This window comes from Brevundimonas sp. GW821-FHT12E07 (assembly GCF_058807035.1).
The window spans coordinates 578,016-599,977 of record NZ_JBXAQH010000003.1 but is presented as its reverse complement, the minus strand read 5'-3'; the positions used below and the strand labels follow the sequence as shown (position 1 = coordinate 599,977).

At 68.6% G+C, this 21,962-nt stretch carries 21 protein-coding genes; 11 read left to right on the top strand and 10 right to left on the bottom strand.

Annotated elements, in window-relative coordinates; all coding sequences use genetic code 11:
- Window positions 1-66 precede the first annotated feature (66 nt).
- Both AC1ROD_RS14715 and queA read left to right on the top strand, forming a co-directional pair.
- Window positions 67-555 carry a hypothetical protein gene (locus tag AC1ROD_RS14715; RefSeq protein ID WP_492949009.1) on the top strand — a complete coding sequence of 163 codons (489 nt, stop codon included), beginning with the start codon at window positions 67-69 and terminating at the stop codon, window positions 553-555.
- Window positions 556-603: 48 nt separating this feature from the next.
- Window positions 604-1,665 carry a tRNA preQ1(34) S-adenosylmethionine ribosyltransferase-isomerase QueA gene (gene queA, locus AC1ROD_RS14710; protein ID WP_492949008.1) on the top strand — a complete coding sequence of 354 codons (1,062 nt, stop codon included), beginning with the start codon at window positions 604-606 and terminating at the stop codon, window positions 1,663-1,665.
- A 186-nt stretch (window positions 1,666-1,851) separates the two neighbouring features.
- Here queA and glyS read toward each other — a convergent pair whose 3' ends face one another.
- The 6 genes from glyS to AC1ROD_RS14680 form a co-directional block, all read right to left on the bottom strand.
- Window positions 1,852-3,903 carry a glycine--tRNA ligase subunit beta gene (gene glyS / locus AC1ROD_RS14705; RefSeq protein ID WP_492949007.1) on the bottom strand — a complete coding sequence of 684 codons (2,052 nt, stop codon included), beginning with the start codon at window positions 3,901-3,903 and terminating at the stop codon, window positions 1,852-1,854.
- Window positions 3,903-4,796 carry a glycine--tRNA ligase subunit alpha gene (locus tag AC1ROD_RS14700; protein ID WP_492949006.1) on the bottom strand — a complete coding sequence of 298 codons (894 nt, stop codon included), beginning with the start codon at window positions 4,794-4,796 and terminating at the stop codon, window positions 3,903-3,905. Before AC1ROD_RS14700 ends, glyS begins: the two co-directional genes overlap by 1 nt.
- 82 nt (window positions 4,797-4,878) lie before the next feature.
- Window positions 4,879-5,640: a fasciclin domain-containing protein gene (locus AC1ROD_RS14695; RefSeq protein ID WP_492949005.1), complete on the bottom strand. Its 762-nt coding sequence runs from the start codon at window positions 5,638-5,640 to the stop codon at window positions 4,879-4,881.
- A 128-nt stretch (window positions 5,641-5,768) separates the two neighbouring features.
- Window positions 5,769-6,641 carry a 4-(cytidine 5'-diphospho)-2-C-methyl-D-erythritol kinase gene (locus AC1ROD_RS14690; RefSeq protein WP_492949004.1) on the bottom strand — a complete coding sequence of 291 codons (873 nt, stop codon included), beginning with the start codon at window positions 6,639-6,641 and terminating at the stop codon, window positions 5,769-5,771.
- Window position 6,642: 1 nt separating this feature from the next.
- A complete protein-coding gene (locus tag AC1ROD_RS14685) occupies window positions 6,643-8,607 on the bottom strand; it encodes a tetratricopeptide repeat protein (protein ID WP_492949003.1) in 1,965 nt (654 codons plus the stop codon).
- 56 nt (window positions 8,608-8,663) lie between these two features.
- Window positions 8,664-10,313 carry an electron transfer flavoprotein-ubiquinone oxidoreductase gene (locus AC1ROD_RS14680; RefSeq protein ID WP_492949078.1) on the bottom strand — a complete coding sequence of 550 codons (1,650 nt, stop codon included), beginning with the start codon at window positions 10,311-10,313 and terminating at the stop codon, window positions 8,664-8,666.
- Between the two features lie 194 nt (window positions 10,314-10,507).
- Here AC1ROD_RS14680 and AC1ROD_RS14675 point away from each other — a divergent pair, with 194 nt between their 5' ends.
- Both AC1ROD_RS14675 and AC1ROD_RS14670 read left to right on the top strand, forming a co-directional pair.
- On the top strand, window positions 10,508-11,308 hold the full coding sequence (locus tag AC1ROD_RS14675) for a uracil-DNA glycosylase (RefSeq protein WP_492949002.1): 801 nt from the start codon (window positions 10,508-10,510) through the stop codon (window positions 11,306-11,308).
- 199 nt (window positions 11,309-11,507) lie between these two features.
- The gene (locus AC1ROD_RS14670; RefSeq protein ID WP_492949001.1) at window positions 11,508-13,196 is read left to right on the top strand and encodes a lytic transglycosylase domain-containing protein; all 1,689 of its coding nucleotides are present in this window, start codon (window positions 11,508-11,510) and stop codon (window positions 13,194-13,196) included.
- A 4-nt stretch (window positions 13,197-13,200) separates the two neighbouring features.
- Here AC1ROD_RS14670 and AC1ROD_RS14665 read toward each other — a convergent pair whose 3' ends face one another.
- Both AC1ROD_RS14665 and AC1ROD_RS14660 read right to left on the bottom strand, forming a co-directional pair.
- A complete protein-coding gene (locus AC1ROD_RS14665; RefSeq protein WP_263973006.1) occupies window positions 13,201-13,326 on the bottom strand; it encodes a hypothetical protein in 126 nt (41 codons plus the stop codon).
- Window positions 13,327-13,458: 132 nt separating this feature from the next.
- Window positions 13,459-14,100 carry a glutathione S-transferase gene (locus AC1ROD_RS14660; RefSeq protein ID WP_492949000.1) on the bottom strand — a complete coding sequence of 214 codons (642 nt, stop codon included), beginning with the start codon at window positions 14,098-14,100 and terminating at the stop codon, window positions 13,459-13,461.
- Window positions 14,101-14,238: 138 nt separating this feature from the next.
- Between AC1ROD_RS14660 and purB the strand changes: the two genes are divergently transcribed.
- The 3 genes from purB to AC1ROD_RS14645 all read left to right on the top strand — a co-directional run bounded on the left by purB (window position 14,239) and on the right by AC1ROD_RS14645 (window position 16,766).
- A complete protein-coding gene (gene purB / locus AC1ROD_RS14655) occupies window positions 14,239-15,540 on the top strand; it encodes an adenylosuccinate lyase (protein WP_492948999.1) in 1,302 nt (433 codons plus the stop codon).
- Between the two features lie 8 nt (window positions 15,541-15,548).
- Window positions 15,549-16,043 (top strand): DNA-deoxyinosine glycosylase, encoded by a 495-nt coding sequence (locus tag AC1ROD_RS14650; RefSeq protein ID WP_492948998.1) that lies wholly within the window; start codon window positions 15,549-15,551, stop codon window positions 16,041-16,043.
- 102 nt (window positions 16,044-16,145) lie between these two features.
- Window positions 16,146-16,766, top strand: coding sequence for a fasciclin domain-containing protein (locus tag AC1ROD_RS14645; RefSeq protein ID WP_492948997.1), 621 nt, complete (start codon window positions 16,146-16,148; stop codon window positions 16,764-16,766).
- Between the two features lie 301 nt (window positions 16,767-17,067).
- Here AC1ROD_RS14645 and AC1ROD_RS14640 read toward each other — a convergent pair whose 3' ends face one another.
- The gene (locus tag AC1ROD_RS14640) at window positions 17,068-17,391 is read right to left on the bottom strand and encodes a DUF1476 domain-containing protein (protein ID WP_492948996.1); all 324 of its coding nucleotides are present in this window, start codon (window positions 17,389-17,391) and stop codon (window positions 17,068-17,070) included.
- Between the two features lie 263 nt (window positions 17,392-17,654).
- On the opposite strand from AC1ROD_RS14640, the gene purC reads away from it, so the two are divergent.
- The 4 genes from purC (at window position 17,655) to AC1ROD_RS14620 (ending at window position 20,729) form a co-directional block, all read left to right on the top strand.
- Window positions 17,655-18,413, top strand: a complete 759-nt coding sequence (gene purC, locus AC1ROD_RS14635; RefSeq protein ID WP_492033719.1) for a phosphoribosylaminoimidazolesuccinocarboxamide synthase — start codon at window positions 17,655-17,657, stop codon at window positions 18,411-18,413.
- Entirely contained in the window at window positions 18,413-18,649 is a 237-nt protein-coding gene (gene purS, locus AC1ROD_RS14630; protein WP_207870822.1) for a phosphoribosylformylglycinamidine synthase subunit PurS, read from the top strand. The genes purC and purS overlap by 1 nt, the downstream gene beginning before the upstream one ends.
- 189 nt (window positions 18,650-18,838) lie before the next feature.
- Window positions 18,839-20,191: a hypothetical protein gene (locus AC1ROD_RS14625; RefSeq protein ID WP_492948995.1), complete on the top strand. Its 1,353-nt coding sequence runs from the start codon at window positions 18,839-18,841 to the stop codon at window positions 20,189-20,191.
- A gap of 73 nt (window positions 20,192-20,264) precedes the next feature.
- Complete coding sequence (locus AC1ROD_RS14620; protein WP_492948994.1) at window positions 20,265-20,729, top strand: YbhB/YbcL family Raf kinase inhibitor-like protein; 465 nt, start codon at window positions 20,265-20,267, stop codon at window positions 20,727-20,729.
- Window positions 20,730-20,734: 5 nt separating this feature from the next.
- On the opposite strand, the gene AC1ROD_RS14615 is transcribed toward AC1ROD_RS14620, so the two are convergent.
- Window positions 20,735-21,778: a carbohydrate porin gene (locus AC1ROD_RS14615; protein WP_492948993.1), complete on the bottom strand. Its 1,044-nt coding sequence runs from the start codon at window positions 21,776-21,778 to the stop codon at window positions 20,735-20,737.
- Window positions 21,779-21,962 lie beyond the last annotated feature (184 nt).

Below are 21,962 nucleotides of genomic sequence, written 5' to 3'. Positions count from 1 at the left end.
CCGGGGTTTGACGCCCGTTCCGGCCGGGTGCAGCGTGGTGGTTCATCCTTCTGAATTCGAACCGACATGGCCCGCTCCACACCCGCCTTCCTGGCCCTGCTTCTCGGCGCCATCTGGTTCGGCCCGGCTCAGGCCCTGTGCAGCTATGATGGCGTCCTCTACGCCCATCCGACCGTGGAGCGGGAGTTCGGCGACGATCCGCTGGTCGTGCACGTCAGGGTCATTTCGGCCTTCGATAGCTGGCGGCAGCCCGGCTGGTCCGACGACGACGCGCCCTGGACATTGACCCGCGTACGAGTGCTCGAAACCTTCAAGGGCCAGCCGCCCACTGAACTGTCCCTGTTCACCTTCAGGAACAGCGGCGCCTTCTACACCGACGATGTCGGCGGAGAATATCTGCTGTTCCTCGAACCGGTTCCACGTGATCGGTCCAATCCGCGCGAGGCTCGCGGCGCATGGTACGCGAACTATTGCGGCAACTCCGGTCCTTGGATGGAGGTGTCCGCCACCGACCTCGCCGCGCTCCGGGCGTTGAAGGCCTCAGGCCGCCGATAGTGAACTCTACTTGACCCCTCCCCTCCTCCGTGGCCTTTGCGCCGCCTGATGAAGACCGCCGACTTTGATTTCGACCTGCCCGAGGACCGCATCGCCCTGAGGCCTGGGGAGCCGCGGGATTCCGCGCGGCTGCTGGTGGTTCAGGATGGCGCGCTGGGGGACCGGATCATCCGGGACCTGCCAGACTTCCTGCGGGCCGGCGACGCCCTGGTGTTCAATGACACGCGGGTGATCCCGGCGCGGCTGTCGGGGGTGCGGGAACGGCCCGATCCAGTGGTGGCGGGCGAGATCCTGACCGTCGAGGTCGAGGCGACCCTGCATCACCGGGATGCGCCCGACGTCTGGTCGGCCTTCATGAAGCCCGGCAAGCGGATCAAGGCGGGGGACCGGATCAAGTTCCAGACACTGGAAGCCACGGTCGCCGACAAGGGCGAGGACGGCCTGATCACCCTGAAGTTCGACCTGGCCGGGCCGGCGCTGGACGACGCCATCCGGGCCGTGGGGGTCATGCCCCTGCCGCCCTATATCGCGGCCAAACGGCCCGAGGACGATCGCGACCTGACCGACTATCAGACCGTCTATGCCCAGCACGACGGCTCGGTGGCGGCGCCGACCGCGGGACTGCATTTCACGCCGGACCTGCTGGAGGCGATCCGGGCCAAGGGCGTGACGACCCATGCGGTGACCCTGCATGTGGGCGCCGGCACCTTCCTGCCGGTCAAGGCGGACGATACGGCCGACCACAAGATGCATTCCGAGTGGGGCGAGGTGTCGGCCGAAACCGCCGCCGCCCTGAACGCTGTCCATGCCAATGGTGGGCGGATCGTCTGCGTGGGCACGACCTCGCTGCGGCTGCTGGAGTCGGCGACGACGCCGGAGGGCGTGGTTCAGGCCTTCCACGGCGACACGGCCATCTTCATCACCCCGGGCTACCGGTTCCGGGCGGTGGATGTGCTGATGACCAATTTCCATCTGCCCAAGTCGACCCTGTTCATGCTGGTCTCGGCCTTCGCAGGGCTGGAGACGATGCGCGCGGCCTATGAGCACGCGATCCGGGACCGGTACCGGTTCTACTCCTACGGCGACGGGTCGTTGCTGTTTCGGGCCTGAATCTCCTCCCCATCGCCTTGCGATGGGGAGGTGGCGCGGCCCCGGTTGGGGCCGTGACGGAGGGGGCTCTTGCTGCCTTGCCTTCGCCGGACGGAGGGGGGTTCCGAGAAAGAACCCCCTCCACCACCCGCCAAGCGGCGGGTGGTCCCCCTCCCCACGCTACGCGAGGGGAGGAGACGCTTCGCGTCAGCCCGCGATCAGGCCGAAGTCGGCGACGCGGCCCATGACGTCGCGGACCTGGCCCAGGAGTTTCAGGCGGTTGTCGCGTTCGGCGGGCACGTCGGAGTTGACGAGGACGTCGGTGAAGAAGGCGTCGACCGGGGCGCGCAGGGCGGCGAGGGCCGTCATGGCGGCGGCGAAATCCTCGGCGTCCAGGGCCGTGTCGACGGCGGTCGCGGCGGCGGCGGTCGCGAAGGCCAGGGCAGTCTCGGCCTCGGGCTGGTTGGCGAGGCCCGTGGCGACGGCGCCGGTCGGCACCGGCCCTTTCTTCTCCTCGGCCTTGAGGATGTTGGACGCGCGCTTGAAGCCGGCCAGCAGATTGGCGCCGTCGTCGGTGGCGAGGAAGGCGGCCAGGGCCTCGACGCGGCGGACGATGCGGACGAGGTCGTCGTCACCGAGGGCGAAGACGGCGTCGACGAGGTCGTGACGCTGGCCCTGATCGCGCAGGAGGACCTTCAGGCGGTCGGCGAAGAAGGTCGTGACGTCTTCAAAGCGGTCGTCGTGCTTTTGTTGGAACCACCGCTCCGACCAAGCATCCAAGGCCGCGCCACGGATATGCAGCCGGATCTGGTTCTCCAGCACCAACCGGATCACGCCCAGCGCCGCTCTCCGCAGCGCATAGGGATCCTTCGAGCCCGTGGGCTTTTCGTCGATGGCGAAAAAGCCGACGAGGGTGTCGAGCTTGTCGGCGAGGGCGACCGCGACGGTGACCGGGGCGGTCGGGACGGTGTCGGCCGGGCCCTGCGGCTTGTAGTGGTCGCGGACGGCGTCGGCGACGGCGTCAGGCTCGCCGGCGGCGCGGGCGTAGTAGCCGCCCATGACGCCCTGCAGTTCCGGGAATTCCCCGACCATGCCGGAGGCCAGATCGGCCTTGGCGAGGCGGGCGGCGCGTTCGGCCTGATCGGCGTCGGCGCCGACCAGAGGGGCGATCTCGCGCGCGAGGGCGGCGATGCGGTCGACGCGTTCGGCGAGCGTGCCGAGTTTGGCGTGGAAGGTGACGCCGGAGAGCTTCTCCGACCAAGCGTCAAAGCCGGTCTTGAGGTCCTCGTCCCAGAAGAAGCGGGCGTCGTTCAGGCGGGCCGACAGCACGCGGCTGTTGCCGGCGGCGAGGGCCGCGCCGCCGTCGGAGGCCTCGACATTGGCGACGACGACGAAGTTGGGCGCGAGGCCATGCTTCGACGGATCACGGACGGCGAAATACTTCTGGTGCACCTTCATCGACAGCCGGACCACCTCGGGCGGCAGGCTGAGGAACTGGGGGTCCATGTCGCCGAGGATGGGGGTCGGCCATTCGGCCAGGCCCGCGACCTCGTCCAGCAGGCCGTCGTCGTCGACGAGGGCGAGGCCCCTGGCGGCCGTGATAGATTTCGAGGCGTCGAGGATGTTCAGCTTGCGGTCGGCGACGTCGAGCAGGACGTAGTCGGCCTCCAGCTTGCGGCGGTAGTCGGCGAAGTCGTTGACGGCGATGGGCTGGCCCTTGCCGAGGAAGCGGTGGCCCTCGGTGATCGCGTCGGACAGGATGCCGTCGATGTCGAAGGGCACGACCTTGCCGTCGAACAGGCAGAGGATGCGCTTCAGCGGACGGATCCAGCGCAGGGTTCCGGAGCCCCAGCGCATCGACTTGGGCCAGGGGAAGGCGCGAACGATGGCGTCGACGGTCTCGGGGACGATGTCGGCGGTGGCGCGGCCCTTCTGCTCGATGACGGCGAAGAAGACGCCGTCGCGCTCGGTCAGCTGGTCCTTGGTCAGGCCGGTCTTGCGCAGGAAGCCTTCCAGCGCCTGCTCCGGGGCATTGGCGCGCGGGCCCTTCAGCTCTTCCGAACGGTCGGGCGTCGCCGAGGGCAGACCGTCGATGACGAGCGTCAGACGGCGCGGGCCGGCGAAGACATTGAGCGCCTCCCAGCTCAGGCCGGCGGCCTTGAGCCGCTCGGAGACCATGCGTTCCAAGTCGCGCGCGGCGCCCTGCTGCATGCGGGCGGGGATTTCTTCGGAGAAGAGTTCGAGGAGGAGTTGGGGCATCAGGCGGTTTTCCGCTCTTGTTCGACGTAGGCGAGGGCGCAGGCTTTGCAGAGGTCGCGGATGCGGCCGATGTAGCTCTGGCGTTCGGCGACGGCGATGGCGCCGCGGGCGTCCATCAGGTTGAAGAGGTGCGAGGCTTTCAGAACCTGATCGTAGGCGGGCAGAACGAGCGGCTGCCCTTGCGGTCCGGTCATGGCGAGCAGGCGGGTCGACTCGCGCTCCATGTCCTCGAAGCGGCGCTTCAGCCCCTCGACCTCATAGCCGTGGAAATTGGCTTCCGACTGCTGGCGCTCGTTCTCGAGGAAGACCTCGCCATAGGTCAGGCCGTCGTTGTTGAACTTCAGGTCATAGACGTTGTCGACGCCCTGGACATACATGGCCAGACGCTCGAGCCCGTAGGTCAGCTCGCCCGAGACGACGTCGACCTCGATGCCGCCGACGCCCTGGAAATAGGTGAACTGGGTCACCTCCATGCCGTCGCACCAGACCTCCCAGCCCAGACCCCAGGCGCCGACGGTGGGGTTTTCCCAGTCGTCCTCGACGAAGCGGATGTCGTGCAGTTTGGGGTCGATGCCGATGGCAGCCAGCGAGCCGAGATAGAGCTCCTGCAGATTGTCCGGGTTCGGCTTCAGCAGGACCTGGAATTGATAATAGTGCTGGAGCCGGTTGGGGTTCTCGCCATAGCGGCCGTCGCCGGGGCGGCGGCTGGGCTGGACGTAGGCGGCCTTCCACGGCTTCGTGCCGAGCGCGCGCAGGACGGTCGCCGGGTGCAGGGTCCCCGCCCCCACCTCGATGTCATAGGGCTGCAGCAGGGCGCAGCCCTGTTCGCCCCAGTAGCGCTGAAGCGTCAGGATGAGGTCCTGGAAGGACAGGGGTTCGGATGCGTGGGGCAAGGCTGGGAGGCTTTGTGCAGGCAAAAGTAAAGGCGGCGGACCCTAGGGCCCGCCGCCTGCAAACTCAACCTGACGCAGGGAATTAGCCTTGCGGCGTGGGCGTCGGAGTCGGGGCCGGTTCGGTCGTGACCGGGTTCTTGTCCTCATCCGGGGTCGGGGCGATCGGGGGCGTGGGCGCGGGGGCCGAGGTGGCGACCGGGGCGGTCATCGTCGGGTGGGCGGCCGGAGCGGTCGCCGGCGCCTCGGCGGCGGGGGCCTCGGTGACCATGGGGGCGGCTGGCGCCTCGTCGGCGTCGCCCGAGGCGACCTCGGAGGTGGCCGGGTTCAGGACCTTGTCGATGGCGAAGACGGCGCCGTTGGAGGCGTCGATGTCGGCCGTGGTGACGGTGGCGTCATCGACCTTGATGGCGTCGCCGGTGCCGTCCAGCTGGACCTGGGTGCGGGCCGCCGTCTCGACCCCGCCGCGCGTGCCCTTGATCTGGCTCGAGTTCACGTCGGCGACGATGAGGTGATAGAGCAGCAGCTGACGCAGCTCATTGACGTTTTCCGGGTCCATGAGCCGGGCGCGCTCGGCCTCGGGCAGTTGGGCGAAGGCGGCGTCGGTCGGGGCGAAGATCGAGATCGCCGGCTGGGATTTCAGCGTCTCGGTCAGCTGGGCCCGGTCGAGGGCGGCCAGCAGGGTCGTGAACTGGCCGTTGGCCTTGAGCTCATCGATGATGGTGTCGGAGGCGGCGGGCGCGATGGCCGGAGCCGCAGCGACGGGAGTCGCGTCCTGTGCGAAGGCGGCGGGGGCGGCGAACAGGGCGACGGCGGCGGTTGCGGTCAGAAGGCGGGCGCGAAGCATGACGGTTTCCTTTGACTCTCGGTCCATCGCGCGGGGGATCGCGACGGCTTGCGGAATGGGGCTGTCGCGAAGGAAAGACGGTTAGCGCGGCCGGAGTTCCATCCGGACGCCGATAATGAGCCGCGCCTCTAGCGGTCCGCGCAGAGAACGGCGCGCCTGACCCACCAGTCAGACCGGTCCTGCGACAGGGCGGCGGCGGCGCAGTCGGCGTCGTCAGCCGCGGCGAACAGGCCGAAGACGGTGGCGCCGGAGCCCGACATGCGCGCAAGGCCGACGCCCGCACAGGCCGCCACGGCGTCAAGCGCCGGCCGGATCCCCGGGGTCAGGGCGAGGGCGGGCGGCTCCAGATCGTTCCGCTGCCGCCCCAGCCAGTCGATGACGGCGGCGGGGCTCCAGTCGTCGGGCGCGACAGGGCGATCGGTCGAACCCGCAGGACCGGCGTCGAAGGCGCGATAGACAGCGCCGGTCGGGGACGGGACGCCCGGGTTGACGAGGACGGCGTGGAGCGACGGCAGGTCGGGCGCTTCGGTCAGGACGTCTCCCCTGCCCTCGGCCCAGGCGGAGCGGGCGCGGAGGCACATCGGACCGTCGGCGCCGACCACCCCCGCCACCGCTTCCAGAGCGGCGTCATCGAGATCGAGGTCGAGCAGCTCGCGCGCCAGCTTCAGGGCGGTCCCGGCGTCGGAGGAACCTCCGCCCAGACCCGCGGCGATGGGCAGCTGTTTGTCGAGGGTCACCCGCAGGGCGGGCTCGCCGATCCCCGCGCCCTGCCCCAGGGCCCGCAGCGCCTTGAGGATCAGATTGTCGGGCTCGGCCGCCAGGCCTGCGCCGAACGGGCCTTCGACGCTCAGGGACAAGGCCTCGTCGCGTTCGACCGTGACCCGATCGCCGACATCGGCGAAGGCCACCAAGCTGGCGAGCGGGTGGTAGCCGTCGGCCTGCAGGCTCCCGACGTGGAGGAAGAGGTTGATCTTGGCAGGCGCGAGCCCGGTCAGCAGCACCTTACGGCTCGGCGCCGACCGACGCGGCGGGGAGCGTGACCGTGACCGGCGCCACGACAGGCGTCTGGGGCGGCAGACCCTCGGCCAGCTTCTTCTCTACCCCGGCGCGACGTTCGGCGTCGGGGTTCAGGGTCAGGACGCGGTTCCACTGGAAGCCCGCCTCGCGCTTGCGGCCCACCTGCCAATAGGCGTCGCCGAGGTGGTCGTTGATCTCGGCGTTGGCCGGCTCCTTGTCGACAGCCTCCTCAAGGGTGACGACGGCGGTGTCGTATTGGCCCTGACGGAACTGGGCCCAGCCGAGCGAGTCCTGGATGTTTCCGTCATTGGGCTCGGCGGCGTGGGCGCGGGCGATCAGGGCCGCGCCCTCGGTGACCTTCGTGCCGTTGTCGACCCAGAGGTAGCCCAGATAGTTGAGGAAGGCCGGCTCATTGGGCTGGTCGGCGACGGCGGCGGCGAGCTCGGTCTCAGCCTCCGCGATCTTGCCGGACGCCTCATAGGCGGCGCCGCGCACGAAGTGGACGGCGGCGGGCTGGTCCGGGGTGTTGAGCAGCGGGCCGTTGAGGATTTCCAGCGCCTCGTCGTTGCGCTTCAGCTCCAGAAGCTGTGTGGCCAGGGCATAGGCGATGTCCTGGGACTCCGGCGCGGCGGCGAAGGCCTTGCGGAACTCGACCAGGGCCTCTTCCTTGCGATCGTCGCGGCCGAGGCTGGCGCCGATTTGCAGCCGGGCGGCGGCATAGGCGGCGGCGTTGCGCGGGCCGATCGCGGCCATGGCGTCGCGGGCAGCGGCTTCCAGATGAGCGCTGACCAGGGCGCCGCCCAGCAGCAGGCGGATATCGTCGCTGGGCGCGACCTCCATGGCCATGCGCAGATAGACGGCCGCGAACTCATTGGCGCGGCTGTCGGCGGCGAGGGAGGCGGCCAGCGTCAGACCCTGGGCGACGCCGTCGCGATAGGTGGCGGCGTCCGGGGCGCGGCTGCGAGGCTGGGATACCCGCGCCTTGGCGGCCGCGAGCAGAACGCTGTCGGGATTGGCGGCCAGGGCCTTGTCATAGACAGCGACCGCCTCGGCCTTGCGGCCACGGCGCTCGAGGAAGGCGCCGTAGCCCGCATGGAAGGGCGGCTGGGCGGCCGGATTGGCGTCCAGAGCCCTGAACTCGGCCTCGGCCTCATCGTAACGGCGATGGAGCTCCAGCAACTGGGCGCGCTGGAAGCGCAGCACCTGGCTGAAGGTGTCATTGGCGGTCTGCGGCGGCCCGATCAGGGCGAAGTCCCAGTCGCCGCCGGCGGCGGCGATCCAGCGCTGGGTCAGGAGGCCCGCGGCGGCATGAGGCATCTGGATCGGCCCGGCCTTGAACACCGCCGCGGCCTCGCGCGCCTTGCCGTGGGCATAGAGGTCGATGGCCTGAACCAGTCGCCCGGCCTCCGAAAGCACCGGCGGAACGCCCTCGCCCGACGGCGCCATCCGGGCCGCGTCCGAAAGATCCCCGGCCAGAAGGGCGGCGGTGAAGGCCTGCTGCTGAACGGTCGGCTGTTCCGGGGTCAGGGACTGAACCTCGGACAGATAGCGGGCGCCGAGGGCGGCCTCGCCATCGCCGACGGTCGAACGCGCGACCAGATTGCGCCCGCCGAGATAGAGGCCATAGGCGGTGTGGCCCTCGCGGTTGACCGGGGCCGGCGCCCAGACGGCGGGGATGGGAATGATGGCCGGCGCGGCCGGCGGCGGGAGTGGGGCTTCGTCGGAAGCGGGCTCGCCGTCCTCGGGTTCGCCTTCAACCGGGGCGACAACGGCTGGCGGCTGGACGGCGGGATTCGACTGGCCCGGCTGAACCGGCACGATGATCGGCGGACGCTGTCCGGCGGCCGGATCTGAGACCGGCGGCGCTTCCTGGGCCATGGCGAGACCGGGCGCGGTCAGGGCGAGGCCGAGAGCCGTGAAGGAAAGCAGCGTGAGGCGGAGGGACGTCATGACGGAACCCTCGCCACTTTGTCCCTCCCCCGCAAGAGGGGGTTTCCCCTCAGGCCCTACATATTCGGATAGTTGGGGCCGCCGCCGCCTTCGGGCGTGGTCCAGACAATGTTCTGCGACGGGTCCTTGATGTCGCAGGTTTTGCAGTGGACGCAGTTCTGGGCGTTGATCTGGAAGCGAGGATCCGACTTGCCGTCCTCGGCGTAGAGGACCTCATAGACGCCCGCCGGGCAGTAGAGGCGCGCGGGCTCGCCGAACTTCGGCAGGTTGACGCGGATCGGCACCGTCGGGTCGATCAGCTTCAGGTGAGCCGGCTGTTCCTCGGCATGGTTGGTGTTGGAGATGAACACCGACGAGAGCTTGTCGAACGACAGCTTGCCGTCCGGCCTGGGATAGACGCGCGGCTTGTATTTGGAGGCCGGTTCGGTCGAGGCCGCGTCGGTCTTCTTGTGCTTCATCGTCCAGGGCGTGGTCAGGCCGGTCAGGGCGAAGAGCCACATCTCGGCGACGCCCAGCGCGCCGCCCAGGGTCGTGCCGAACCTGGTCAGATAGGGCTTGGCGTTGCGGACGCCCTTCAGCTCCTTCGCGACCCAGCTCTTCTCATAGGCGGTCTGGTATTCGACCAGTTCGTCGCCCTCGCGCCCGGCCATCACCGCGTCATAGGCGGCGTCGGCGGCCAGCATGCCGGTCTTCATGGCGTTATGGCTGCCTTTGATCCGGGGCACGTTCACGAAGCCCGCCGAACAGCCGATCAGGACGCCGCCGGGGAACGACAGCTTGGGCACCGACTGGAAACCGCCCTCGGTGATCGCGCGGGCGCCGTAGGAGATGCGCGTGCCGCCTTCGAGGTGTTGGGAGATCGAGGGATGGTGCTTGAACCGCTGGAACTCGTCGAACGGCGACAGGAAGGGGTCCTTGTAGTTCAGGTGAACCACGTAGCCGAGGGCGATGTAGTTGTCGCCGAAGTGGTAGAGGAAGGAACCGCCGCCGGTGAACTCATCCAGCGGCCAGCCGGTGGAGTGCTGGACCAGACCCGGCTGGTGCTTCTCGGCCGGGACCTGCCACAGCTCTTTCAGGCCGATGCCGAATTTCTGGGGCGACTTGCCGGCGGCCAGCTTGTGGCGGGCGATGATGGTCTTGGCCAGCGAGCCGCGCACGCCCTCGGCGATGAAGACGTATTTGCCATGCAGCTCGATGCCCGGCTGGAAGTCGCCGGTCGGCTGGCCGTGCTTGTCGATACCAAAGACGCCGGCGACGACGCCCTTCACCCGGCCGGTGGGCTCGTCCCAGACGACGTGGCTGGCGGCCATGCCGGGATAGACCTCGACGCCGAGGGCCTCGGCCTGCTCGCCCAGCCAGCGGGTGACGTTGCCCAGCGAGGCGATGTAGCAGCCGTCGTTGTGCATCATCGGCGGCAGCAGCGGCATGGGGATGGAGACCTCGCCCATCGGGCCGAGCACCAGGAACTTGTCCTTTGTGACCGGCGTCTCCAGCGGGGCGCCGCGTTCCTTCCAGTCGGGGAAGAGTTCGTTCAGCGCCTTGGGGTCGATGACCGCGCCGGACAGGATGTGGCCGCCGACCTCGGCCGCCTTTTCCAGAACCGCGACGTTGATCTCCTTGCCCTCGGCTTCCGCACGCTGCTTCAGGCGGATGGCGGCGGACAGGCCGGCGGGGCCGCCGCCAACGATGACGACGTCATATTCCATGACCTCGCGCTCGACGCCCTGAAGCGCTTCCAGCGGGGGCAGGTTGTCGAGGATGGCTTCCTGCGCCGGAGTGGTGGCGCCGCCCTCGATTGCTTCCTCGGCCATGGTTTCCTGAATCCCGGTTCTCAGTGTGGTTATGTGCTTATCAGAACGTGACGTTGCGGCGGTCAAGGCTTATCCATGTACCGAACGACATGAACGCTTCTCCCCAGGACATCGCTGCGACCGAAAGCCTGCTCGCCTTCTGGCGGGATGCGGGGGTGGACGCCTGTTATGAAGACGCCGCGGTCGACCGGACCTATATCCCCCCGCCAGCCCTGAAGGCGGTGGCCAAGGCGACGGCCTCGGTCGTGGTTCAGGACAACAGCCATGACGCCGCCGACGAGGCGCGGCGGCTGGCAGCGGGCGCTGAGACGCTCGAAGCCCTGGCGGCGGCGGTGGCGACATTCGAAGGCTGCCCCCTGCGTGGCATGGGCGCCCGGCAGTCGGTGTTCGGGCGCGGCGCGACGGACGCCCCCATCCTGATCATCGGCGAAGGTCCGGGGGCTGACGAGGACGCGCAGGGCCTGCCGTTCGTGGGCAAGGCGGGCCAGTTGCTGGACAAGATGCTCGACGCCGCGGGCCTGACCGGGAAGGTCTTCATCACCAACACCGTCTTCTGGCGGCCGCCGGGCAACCGGACGCCTACGCCGCAGGAACAGGCCGCCTGCGCCCCCTTCGTGGAGCGGGCCTTCGCCATCCTGAAGCCGAAGCTTGTGCTGCTGCTGGGCGCGGCCTCGGCCAAGGCGGTGCTGGCGACCGACGAAGGCATCCTGAAGATGCGCGGCCAGTGGCGTGAGTGGCGGCTGCACGAGGGCGACGTCTCCGCCCCCGCCCTGCCGACCCTGCACCCCGCCTTCCTGCTGCGTCAGCCCCAGGCCAAGAAGCAGGCCTGGGCCGATATTCTGGCGCTGGCGGCGCGGCTGGAAGAGGCCGAATCGAGCGCGCCTCACTGACGCCTCGAACCAGGGCGATACCCCTGCTGACAGTCATGTGATTGAGGCCGGGCCGTTTTTCGGGCATGGTTACGGATTGACGACCGATCGCAGACACACGCGCCGATCCTGATCGAGACGGGAGACGCGTTGCACGAGGGGGCCGCCGCCTATGTATGCTTACCGCCGCGCTCTCCTTGCGCCGATGCTCGCCCTGACGATGACCGGTCTCGCTTCCGGTGTCGCGATGGCCAAGGAAGCGCCCTCCGCCGAGTCCGCCGCCCCGGCCGCGACTGACTCCGCCGAGGGCGTTGCCTACGAGGCCGCCGATGAAGGCGGGCCGACCGCCCTGAGCTCCGCCGACCGCCTCAGCTACACCACCGCCTTCGACGCCCTGCGCCGCGGAGACCTCGATCTCGCCCGCGCCGCGGCGCGCGAGGCGCGCGATCACGTTCTGCTGGGCCAGGTCGAGTTCGAGCGGCTGTTCCACCCCGACTACGTCGCCACCTATGAGGAACTGTCGGCCTGGCTGGACGACTATTCGGACCTGCCGTGCGCCCCGCGCGCCTACGCCCTGGCCCTGAAGCGCCGCCCGGACGGCGCGGCCGAGCCGAAACGCCCCGCCGGGGTCAGCGGCCGCACCTGGTCCAGCGTCGTCGAGGCCGGCGGCGGTTCGACCGAGGACGATCCCGCCAAGGCCGCGCGCGTCGCCTACAACCACGACGACCTGACGACCGCCTATATGCTGGGAACCCAGATCGGCGACTGGTGGACCACAGGTCTGGCCGCTTATCGGCTGGGTCAGTTCAACGATTCCATGCAGGCCTTCGAGCGCGTCGCCGCCGACCCCACCGAGGACCCCTGGGTCCGCGCCGGGGCCGGGGTCTGGGCCGCCAAGGCAGCCGCCCAGTCGGGCCGTCAGGACCGGATCACCGGCTTCCTGAACCTGGCCGCGCAATGGCCCGCGACCTTCTATGGCCAGGTGGCGCTGCGCCAGCTGGGCCGCGACGTCGCCATCGAGGGTCTGGGCCCGCGCCCCTATCAACCCGCCGGGGTCCAGCGCGTCGCCTATCAGCCCGCCCGGTCCGCCAACGAGGTGAATCCGCGCGACCTGAACGCCTTCATCCAGTCCGACGACCGCGCCCGCCGCACCGTGGCCTATCTGGAAGTCGGTCGCCGCTCCGACGCCCGGGACGAGCTGCGCGCCGGGTTGCGCACCGCCGTCGGCGACACCGCCCGGCGCATGTGGACCGGCCTGGCCGACGCCTTGGGCCCGCGCATGGGCGGCTCGGGTCCCGATGTGACCCGGGTCGACGCGATGCGCTATGCGACCCCGGTGCTGACGCCCGAAGGCGGCTTCACCATCGAGCCGGCGCTGGTCTATGCCCTGGCGCGCAAGGAAACCGACTTCAATCCGGACGCCCGCTCGGCCGCCGGCGCCTATGGGATGATGCAGGTCATGCCCGGCACCGCCGCCGAGATGACCGGCGACCGCACCTTCGTTTCGAAGCCACAGCAGCTGTTCGACCCGGCGGTCAACATGCGGCTGGGGCAGGTCTATGTGAACCAGATGCTGTCGCGGCCCGAGTTCCAGGGCGACATCCTGCGCGCCGTGGCCTCCTACAACGCCGGTCCCGGCCCGATGCTGGCGGCGCTGCGCAAGCTGGGGCCCAATCCGGACCCGCTGCTGCTGATCGAGACGATCGACGTGCCCCAGGCGCGAGACTATGTCGAAAAGGTCGTGGCGGCCTATTGGGTCTATCAGCGCATGTTCGGCAAGCCGCTGAACACCCTGGACGCGGTCGCTTCGGGCGCCGGTCTGGTGTCGATCGGTCTGGACTATGTTCCGCCCGCGCCGGCCGCGCCCGTGGAGATGGCCTCGGCCCCCGCCCCGTCAGGCGGTCTCTGACGTCCTAGAAGATACTGGCGACCAGCGAGGCGCACAGGCAGCAGCCGACCAGAAGCGCGAGCGCGACACTGCCGAGCGTCGGCTGACGCGGCGTGACGACGGCGGGGCGCGGCTCGACCGGAGCGGTCATGGTCGGTGTGTCCTGTGTTGGGGAGCGACCCCCGGATGAGAGAAAGATAACAGCGTTGCCTTAAGCGCCGGTCAGCAGGCGTGCTTAATGGAACACTGTCCCTCAAAGGCCCCAAATGAGGCGAGGTTCCGGCTAAGCCAGAGCTTCCCATTCGAGAAAATCGGGCTGTTGCAATAAGGCCGCGACATATGTGCTCGCCACGCCATCCTCGTCGCCGTAGCGGGCCAGATCGATCTGGTAGTGGCGGATGCGGGTGGCGACCGGGGTGAAGAAGGCGTCGGGCACGGACCATTCGCCGAACAGGAAGTCGCCCCCGGCTCCGAAGCGTTCGCGCAAGCCGCGGAACAGGGTGACCAGACGACGTAGATCGGCCGCGACGGCGTCGTTTTCCGGCGTCGGCGAGCGTTCGGGCCCGACCATCGGATGGCTGGGATTCATGGTGCAGTGGGTGCGCAGGGCCGAGAAGCCGCCGTGCATCTCGCAGGTCGCCGACCGGGCCAGCCACCGGGCGTGGGCGTCGGCGGGCCAGAGTTTCGCTTCGGGGAAGCGCTCGGCGCAGAAGACGGAGATGGCGAGGGAATCCCAGATGGTCTCGCCGTCCACCTTGAGCACAGGCACCAGGCCGCTCGGGGAGACCGACAGCATCTCGGCGTGGCCTTCAGGCGTGTTGAAATCGAGCTCGCGCACGGTGAAGTCGCCGGTGCAGCGCTTGAGCACCAGCCAGGGGCGCAGTGACCAGGTCGAGAACCGGCGCGGTCCGATGATCAGTTCCATGTGGCCCTCTCCCTGTCTTTGATGGCGCCCTCATGCGCCGACTCGGCCCCGCGCGCCACAGCCGGTCACGCAAGTTTAAGCGCCCCAGACACAAGCGCCGCTTGACTCAGGCGGGGGCAGCAACGACACCCCGCGCCCATGATCACGCGCTATTCCCGCCCCGAAGCCGTCGCCATCTGGTCCTCCGAGACCAAGTACAAGATCTGGTTCGAGATCGAGGCCCATGCCGCCACCAAGATGGCCGAGCTGGGCGTGATCCCGACCGAGGCCGCCGAGGCCATCTGGGCCAAGGGCAAGGACGCCGCCTGGGACTCGGACCGGATCGACGAGATCGAGCGCACGACCAAGCACGACGTCATCGCCTTCCTGACCCACGTCTCGGAGACGGTCGGCGAGGAAGCCCGCTTCCTGCACCAGGGCATGACCTCCTCGGACGTGCTGGACACCTGTTTCGCCGTGCAGCTGGCGCGGTCCTCGGACCTGCTGATCGCCGGCGTCGACCGGGTGCTGGCGGCGCTGGAGGCCCGGGCCAGGGAACATAAGTACACCCCGACCGTGGGCCGTTCGCACGGCATCCACGCCGAGCCCGTGACCTTCGGCCTGAAGCTGGCCGGCTATCACGCCGAGTTCCAGCGGGCGAAGCGCCGCCTGATCGTGGCCAAGGAAGAGATCGCCACCTGCGCCATCTCCGGCGCCGTGGGCACCTTCGCCAACGTCGACCCGCAGGTCGAACAATATGTCGCCGACCAGATGGGTCTGCAGGTCGAGCCGGTTTCGACCCAGGTGATCCCGCGCGACCGTCACGCCGCCTTCTTCGCGGCCCTCGGCGTCGTCGGCTCCTCGATCGAACGTCTGGCCATCGAGATCCGCCACCTGCAGCGCACGGAAGTCCTCGAGGCCGAGGAGTTCTTCGACAAGGGGCAGAAGGGCTCGTCGGCCATGCCGCACAAGCGCAACCCCATCCTGACCGAGAACCTGACCGGCCTGGCCCGTCTGGTCCGTTCTGCTGTGACCCCGGCAATGGAGAATGTCGCCCTGTGGCACGAGCGGGACATCAGCCACTCCTCGGTCGAGCGCGGCATCGGCCCGGACGCCACCATCCACCTCGACTTCGCCCTGAACCGTCTGGCCGGGGTGATGGAGCGTCTGCTGGTCTATCCGGAGAACATGCAGAAGAACCTCGACCGCCTCGGTGGTCTGGTCCATTCGCAGCGCGTCCTGCTGGCCCTGACCCAACTGGGCCAGTCGCGCGAGGACTCCTATGCGGCCGTCCAGCGCAACGCGATGAAGGTCTGGCGCGGCGAGGGCAACTTCCTCGACTTCCTCAAGGAAGACCCCGAGGTCATCGTCCCCGACGCCGAGCTCGAGGCCCTGTTCGATCTGGGCTATCACACCAAGCACGTGGATACGGTATTCCAGCGGGTGTTCGGCGCGAGCTGAACCCCGCGATGACGGTCAAGCGGCATTTCGCCCCGGTCGTCGATGAGAACACACGGCTGCTGGTGCTCGGCAGCCTGCCCGGTGACGCCTCGCTGAAGGCTGAGCAGTACTACGCCCACCCGCAGAACGGCTTCTGGCGCCTCATCGGCGGCGTGATCGGGCGCGAGGCCCATGCCCTGCCCTATGCCGAACGGCTGGAAGCGCTGAAGGCGGCGGGCGTCGGCCTGTGGGACGTCATCGCCTCGGCGGAACGGCCCGGCAGTCTGGACGCCGCCATCCGGTCGCCCGAAGCCGCCGATCTGCGCGGACTGATCGCGGGTCTGCCGGCGCTGAGAGCCGTGGCCTTCAACGGGGCGACGGCGGCGAAGGGCGGCCGCAGGGTGCTGAACGGCGTCGAAGGCCTGACCCTGATCGACCTGCCCTCCTCCAGCCCGGCCCACACAAGACCGCTATCGGAGAAGGCCGAGGCGTGGAGCCGTCTCGGGGCATTCCTGGCGGTCTGACGCGCAATCCCCGTCGCTCATGCTGGGCCGTATGCATCCTTTCCAGCGCTGGACAGTACCTGCTGCATAGCCGCCGACAGTGCGGCCTCAGGAGAAACCCCCATGTCCGCCCCCCGCTTCACAGCTCTCGCCACCGTTTCCGTCGCCGCCCTGCTGGCCGTCGCCGCCTGCAACAAGAAGGAAGAGGCCGCGCCCGCTCCCGCCGAGCCGATGGCTCCGGCGACCGCGCCCGCCACCACCGATCCGATGGTCGGAGGCGCGCCGATGAGCCCCAACGCCACCATCGTCGCCAATGCCTCCAAGGCCGCCAATCTGACCACCCTGGTCAGCGCGGTCCAGGCCGCGGGCCTGGCCGACACCCTCAACGCCACCGGCCCCTTCACCGTCTTCGCGCCGGACAACGCCGCCTTCGAGAAAATCCCCGCCGCGACCCGCGAAGGCCTGATGGCGCCGGCCGGCAAGGCCGCCCTGACGAAGCTTCTGACCTACCATGTGGTGCCCGGTAGGCTGACCGCGGCCGATCTGGCCGCTCAGGCCCAGGCCAACGGCGGCAAGGTCGAGCTGACCACCGTCGAGGGCGAGACCCTGACGGCCAACGTCAATCCCGACGGCTCGGTCACCCTGACCGACGCCAAGGGCGGAACCTCCAAGGTGACTCAGGCCGATGTGATGCAATCGAACGGCGTGGTCCACGTCATCGACACGGTCGTCATGCCGAAATGAGTTTTCTCGTGAACCGTTTTCGCGCGTGCGCATTCTAGAGGGGCGCAAGACGCAAGTATCGGGTGAGGCTTCCCCCAGCCCCCGAAACGAAGGGCCGCACTTTCCCCCGAGTGCGGCCCTTTTCGTTGTCCTCACCATCGCTCTTGCGATGGGGAGGGGGACCGCCCGCCCCTTGGCGGGTGGTGGAGGGGGTTCTCGCTGACTTTATTTCAACTGCGGAGTCCGGTTCGACAAAGAACCCCCTCCGTCACGACGCCAAGCGGCGTCGCGCCACCTCCCCACGCTTCGCGTGGTGAGGAGATTACTCGCCGGTGCGGATCTGGTCGCGGGCGACGGAAGCCAGTTCGTCCATCTTGGAGCGGATTTCGCTGTCCGAAACGGTCAGGCCCGAGCCCTTGAAGTCGCCAGCGACCTTGCGGAACACGTCCTCGTCGCCCGGCTGTTCGAAGTCGGCGCGCACGACGGCCTTGGCGTAGTCCTCGCCCGACTCGGGCGACAGGCCCATTTTCTCAGCAGCCCACAGACCCAGCAGCTTGTTGCGGCGGGCCATGGCCTTGAATTCCTGCTCCTGATCGAGCGCGAACTTGGACTCAAAGCCCTTTTCCCGATCATCGAAGGTCGTCATCAGCCGTCATTCGCTCCGCACGCGGGCCAATCCGGGCGCCGCAGACGCGTCTATAGCCGCCCCGCCGCCCAACGCAACCGGGATCGCTCGTGACGGGGCCCGATCGGCCCGTGGTTTGTGTCGCGAGCCCCGTTCCGCTAAAGGAGAGCCGAACAGATTTCCCCGCCCAGCCTGATTCCCGAACGCGGAGCCCAGACCCTGTCTCTGGCCGCGCGTTTTCCGTTTCCGGCGAAGCCCTTACCTTTTCCCGCCCGGGACCGACGATGAACACCAAGCGCAAGAAGCTCTACGAGGGCAAGGCCAAGATCCTGTACGAAGGACCCGAACCCGGCACCCTGATCCAGTATTTCAAGGACGACGCCACCGCCTTCAACGGCGAGAAGAAGGCCCAGCTCGAGGGCAAGGGCGTGATCAACAACCGTATCAGCGAGTTCGTGATGAGCCGCCTGAACGGCATCGGCGTCACCAACCACTTCATCAAACGCCTGAACTTGCGCGAGCAGCTGATCCGCGAAGTCGAGATCATCCCGCTGGAAGTCGTGTGCCGCAACATCGTCGCCGGCTCGCTGGCGACCCGCCTGGGCCAGGAAGAGGGCACGCCCCTGCCCCGCTCGATCATCGAATTCTATTACAAGAAGGACGAGCTGAACGACCCGATGGTGACGGAAGAGCACATCACGGCGTTCAACTGGGCCTCCACCCAGGAGATCGACGACATCCTGGCCACCACCGTGCGCGTGAACGACTATCTGTCGGGCATGTTCGGCGCGGTCGGCATCACCCTGGTGGACTTCAAGATCGAGTTCGGCCGGATCTGGGAGAACGACTTCGCCCGCGTCATTCTGGCCGACGAGATCAGCCCGGACAGCTGCCGCCTGTGGGACGCGACCACCGGCGAGAAGCTGGACAAGGACCGGTTCCGCCGCGACCTGGGCAATGTCATCGAGAGCTATGCGGAGGTGGCCCGCCGCCTCGGCATCATGAAGGATATGCCGACCGTGATTCAGGGGGGACTGCACTGATGGCCAAGGTCAAGGTTCACGTCTTCCTGAAGCCCGGCGTGCTGGACGTTCAGGGCAAGGCCGTCGAAGGCGCCCTGCAGGGTCTGGGCTGGGCCGGTGTCGCCAACGCGCGCGTCGGCAAGCTGATCGAGTTCGACCTCGACGGCGCCGAGGACCCGGCGGCAGAGGCCAAGAAGATGTGCGAGACGCTGCTCGCCAACACGGTCATCGAATCCTACCGGATCGAGGCCGCCTGAGGCCCAGAAGCCCGCGCCGTCCAGGCAAGCGATGCGCCGAGCCCACAGGGTCGACGCAACAGTGAAGCTTGGCCGTGAGTCCTGTGGCCTAATGCCGTTCTGTCGGATAAGGTTAACGCCTGCGTTTTCCTTCCCGGTCGTGTGAGCCCGAAATGCGGGTCCGCGGCCCCCTGATACGGCGGTTCGACGATGATCTGGCTGCGCCATGAACTGTGGGAATACACCGACGGACTGGGCTATCGCCTGGCCAGCCGGAGCGACACTGACGATACCGGCGCCCCGCTTCGCGGCGGCACGCTGAAGCAGATCTTCTATGCCCCCAGCCCGGCGGCGGCGAAGGCCCAGTACTGGGCGCTGCGCCAGCTGGGGCCGATCATTCCATCGCGCTTCGAATCCGACGCCCCCTTCACCCTAGCCCAGTTGCAGGCCCAGTTGGCCCAGTATCCCGACGACGCCACCCTGCACGGCCAGCCGGCCCTGCATCCGGGCGAAGAGGCGACGGCTGCCGAGGCCGTGGCGGAGGCGGGGGCGGCTGCCGAGGCCGTGGCGGAGGCGGGGGCGGAGGCGAACGCAGCCCCCGAGACTGAACAGGCTGCCATGGAAAGCCTCGAGCCGTGGCCGGTCGTCGCCCACGCCGAACCCTCGCTGGATGATGAAGCGGCGGTGGCGGAAGAGATCACCGAGGAACCCGAACCGGTTTCCAACGTCGTTCCGATCCGCAGGCCTCCGCCTCAGGACATCCGCGCGGTTCCCGAAGTGAACGCCGAGCCGCAGAGCCGCGAAATGGCGGCCATGGAGCGTCAGCCGGTCGCAGCGCCCGGGGCCCTTGGCCTGGCCCTGGCCGAACTGGGTCCGGCGGCCGCGTCGTCGGGCGCCCTGGCCCTGGCCTTGGCCGAGCTGGAGCCGACCCCGAACAGCATGCCCGACGACGGCCATCCGACGACCGGGCACGCGCCCCTGTCGCTGGTCGCGTCCCAGTCCACTTCGACAATCGAGGAGCCGCCCGTGTCAGAGACGCTTGTCGCCGAGAAGCCCGTCGCTGTTCCGGAAGCCCCCGAGGCCGAAGTCGCCGCAGCTGAGCACCCCGCGGAGACGGTCGAGGCGGAGACCGCAGAAGCCGTGAGCGCCGAGCCGCTGGTCGACGAGGCCCCGGTTGTCGAGGCGCCCGTCGTCGAGACCCCCGACGTCGAGCCGCTGGCTGTTGAACCCGTCGCCGCCGAGGCGGAAGTCGCAGAACCCCTGACCCCCGAGCCGATTGCCGCCGAAAAGGCCGTGGAGCCCGATCCGCTGGGCCCGATCACCGCCGTCGCGACCGCCACGGCCAAGGGCAAGCGCCGCAAGACCGGCTTCTTCACCGGCCTTCTGCGCGTCATCATGCTGCTGCTGATCCTCGGCGGCGTGATCCTGGGCGTCGGCCTGGCGACCGGGACATTCGACGGTCCGACCCTGCTGGCCCAGGCCCGGGCCCTGCCGGAACAGGCGCGCGCCCTGCCCGACCAGATCCGCAATCTTTCGATCGTGAAGACGCTTCTGCCGAGCTGAGGCCCCTGATAGGACGAGCCGACCGAACCCTCCCGCGTCGGGAGGCGTTCACGGCTGGAACACAGGAGCGCCCATGACCTTCACCCTGACCTCCACCGACATCACGGACGGCGGCGTCCTGCCCGACGCCCAGGTCGCCGCCAAGGGCAATACCTCGCCGCAGCTGAGCTGGTCCGGCGCGCCGGAGGGCACGAAGAGCTATGCGATCACCGTCTATGATCCGGACGCGCCGACGGGCTCGGGCTTCTGGCACTGGACAGTCGCGAACATCCCCGCGGACGTGACCACGCTTCCGGCCGGCGGCCCCGTTCCCTCAGGCGCGGTCGAGGGCCGCACCGACTACGGCGCGCCGGGCTTCGGCGGGGCCGCCCCGCCTCCGGGCCACGGCCCGCACCGCTACATCTTCACCGTCTTCGCCGTGGACACGGACAAGCTGGACGTGACGCCCGACAACTCCGGCGCCGTCTTCGGCTTCAACCTGCATTTCCACACCCTGGCCAAGGCCACGATCACCGCGACCTACGAAAACAAGGCGTAGGCCTCCTACTTCAGGGTCAGGATCACCCGCAGGCCGGCGGTGACGATGGCGTCGCGGTCGCGGTCGCCGCCGGGATTATGGATCCACTGCAGGTCCGGTTGGATCGTGAACGGCCCGAAGGTGTCGGCGTAGGTGATCTCCACGCCGCTTTCGGCGTCGCCGAACTGTGTCCCGGCGTCGAAAGCGTTGGCGCGGGCCTTGTCGGACAGGAAGCCCTGGTCGAAGCCGATGGAGAAGGCGCTGTCGGGGCGGCTCTGGAAGACAGAATCGACGCGCAGGCCCGCCTGCCAGCCGCCCTTGAAGTCGGTGGTGTCGCCGTCGGAGGCGCCGAGGCGCATGAAGGCGCGGACCGTGGGCTTGTCCTCGGCCTGATACAGGGTGCCCTCGGCGACCAGATAGGCGCCTTGGGCGTCAGTCAGGGCCGGATCGCCGAACGGGTCGAGGTCGCGGATGTCCTCCTGGGCCTCGCCGTAACGCCAGCCGCCGATGGCGACGCGCACCGGGCCGGACCAGCCGATCTCGGCCAGATAGAGGGCGCCGTCGTCGAGAGACGTATCGACGCCGCCGTCGTCGCCGATGGCGCTGGCTTTGGCGTTGACCGCCGCGAACCGGGCGTGAAGGCCGTCGGTGGAACCGAGTTGCACCCGCACCGCCAGAGACGTCGAGGGGAAGATGGACGGACCGTTCGGCCCCGTCGCCGCCAGCTCCGAGCCGATGCCGAATGGCGGCGAGATCAGCAGGTCCGAGGCCTCGGTTGAATAGAACTCGCTATTGACGTCATAGAGGCCCGCAAGAACAGAGGCGCGGCCCTTGGCCAGATCCTGTTCGATCCAGGCCTCGAACAGTCGGACGCCGTGGGAGCCGACCTCGATATTGTCATAGCCCTGAAGGGTCTCGGCGATGGCGTTGGGCTGACCGCCGCCGTTGGCCAGAAGGCTGATGTGGGCGCGAGCGCCGCGCCAGCCGAACTGCCGTTCCAGATCGCCGTCGAGGGAGACGTCAAGGTTATCGAGATACCGGCCCGCGCGCACATCGGCGCCGTCGACCACGCCGATCACGTCAGCGGTATAGGCGGAATGCCATTCCCAGATCGGCTGTTCCGAAGGCGATTGCGAATCCGTATCAGCTGTCTTTGCGAAAGATGAAGTCGCCGACAGAAGAACACCCAAAGCAACCGACGCGAATACGCCCCGTACCAACGCCATCTTGTTTCTCATCCATTCTGGAAGATGA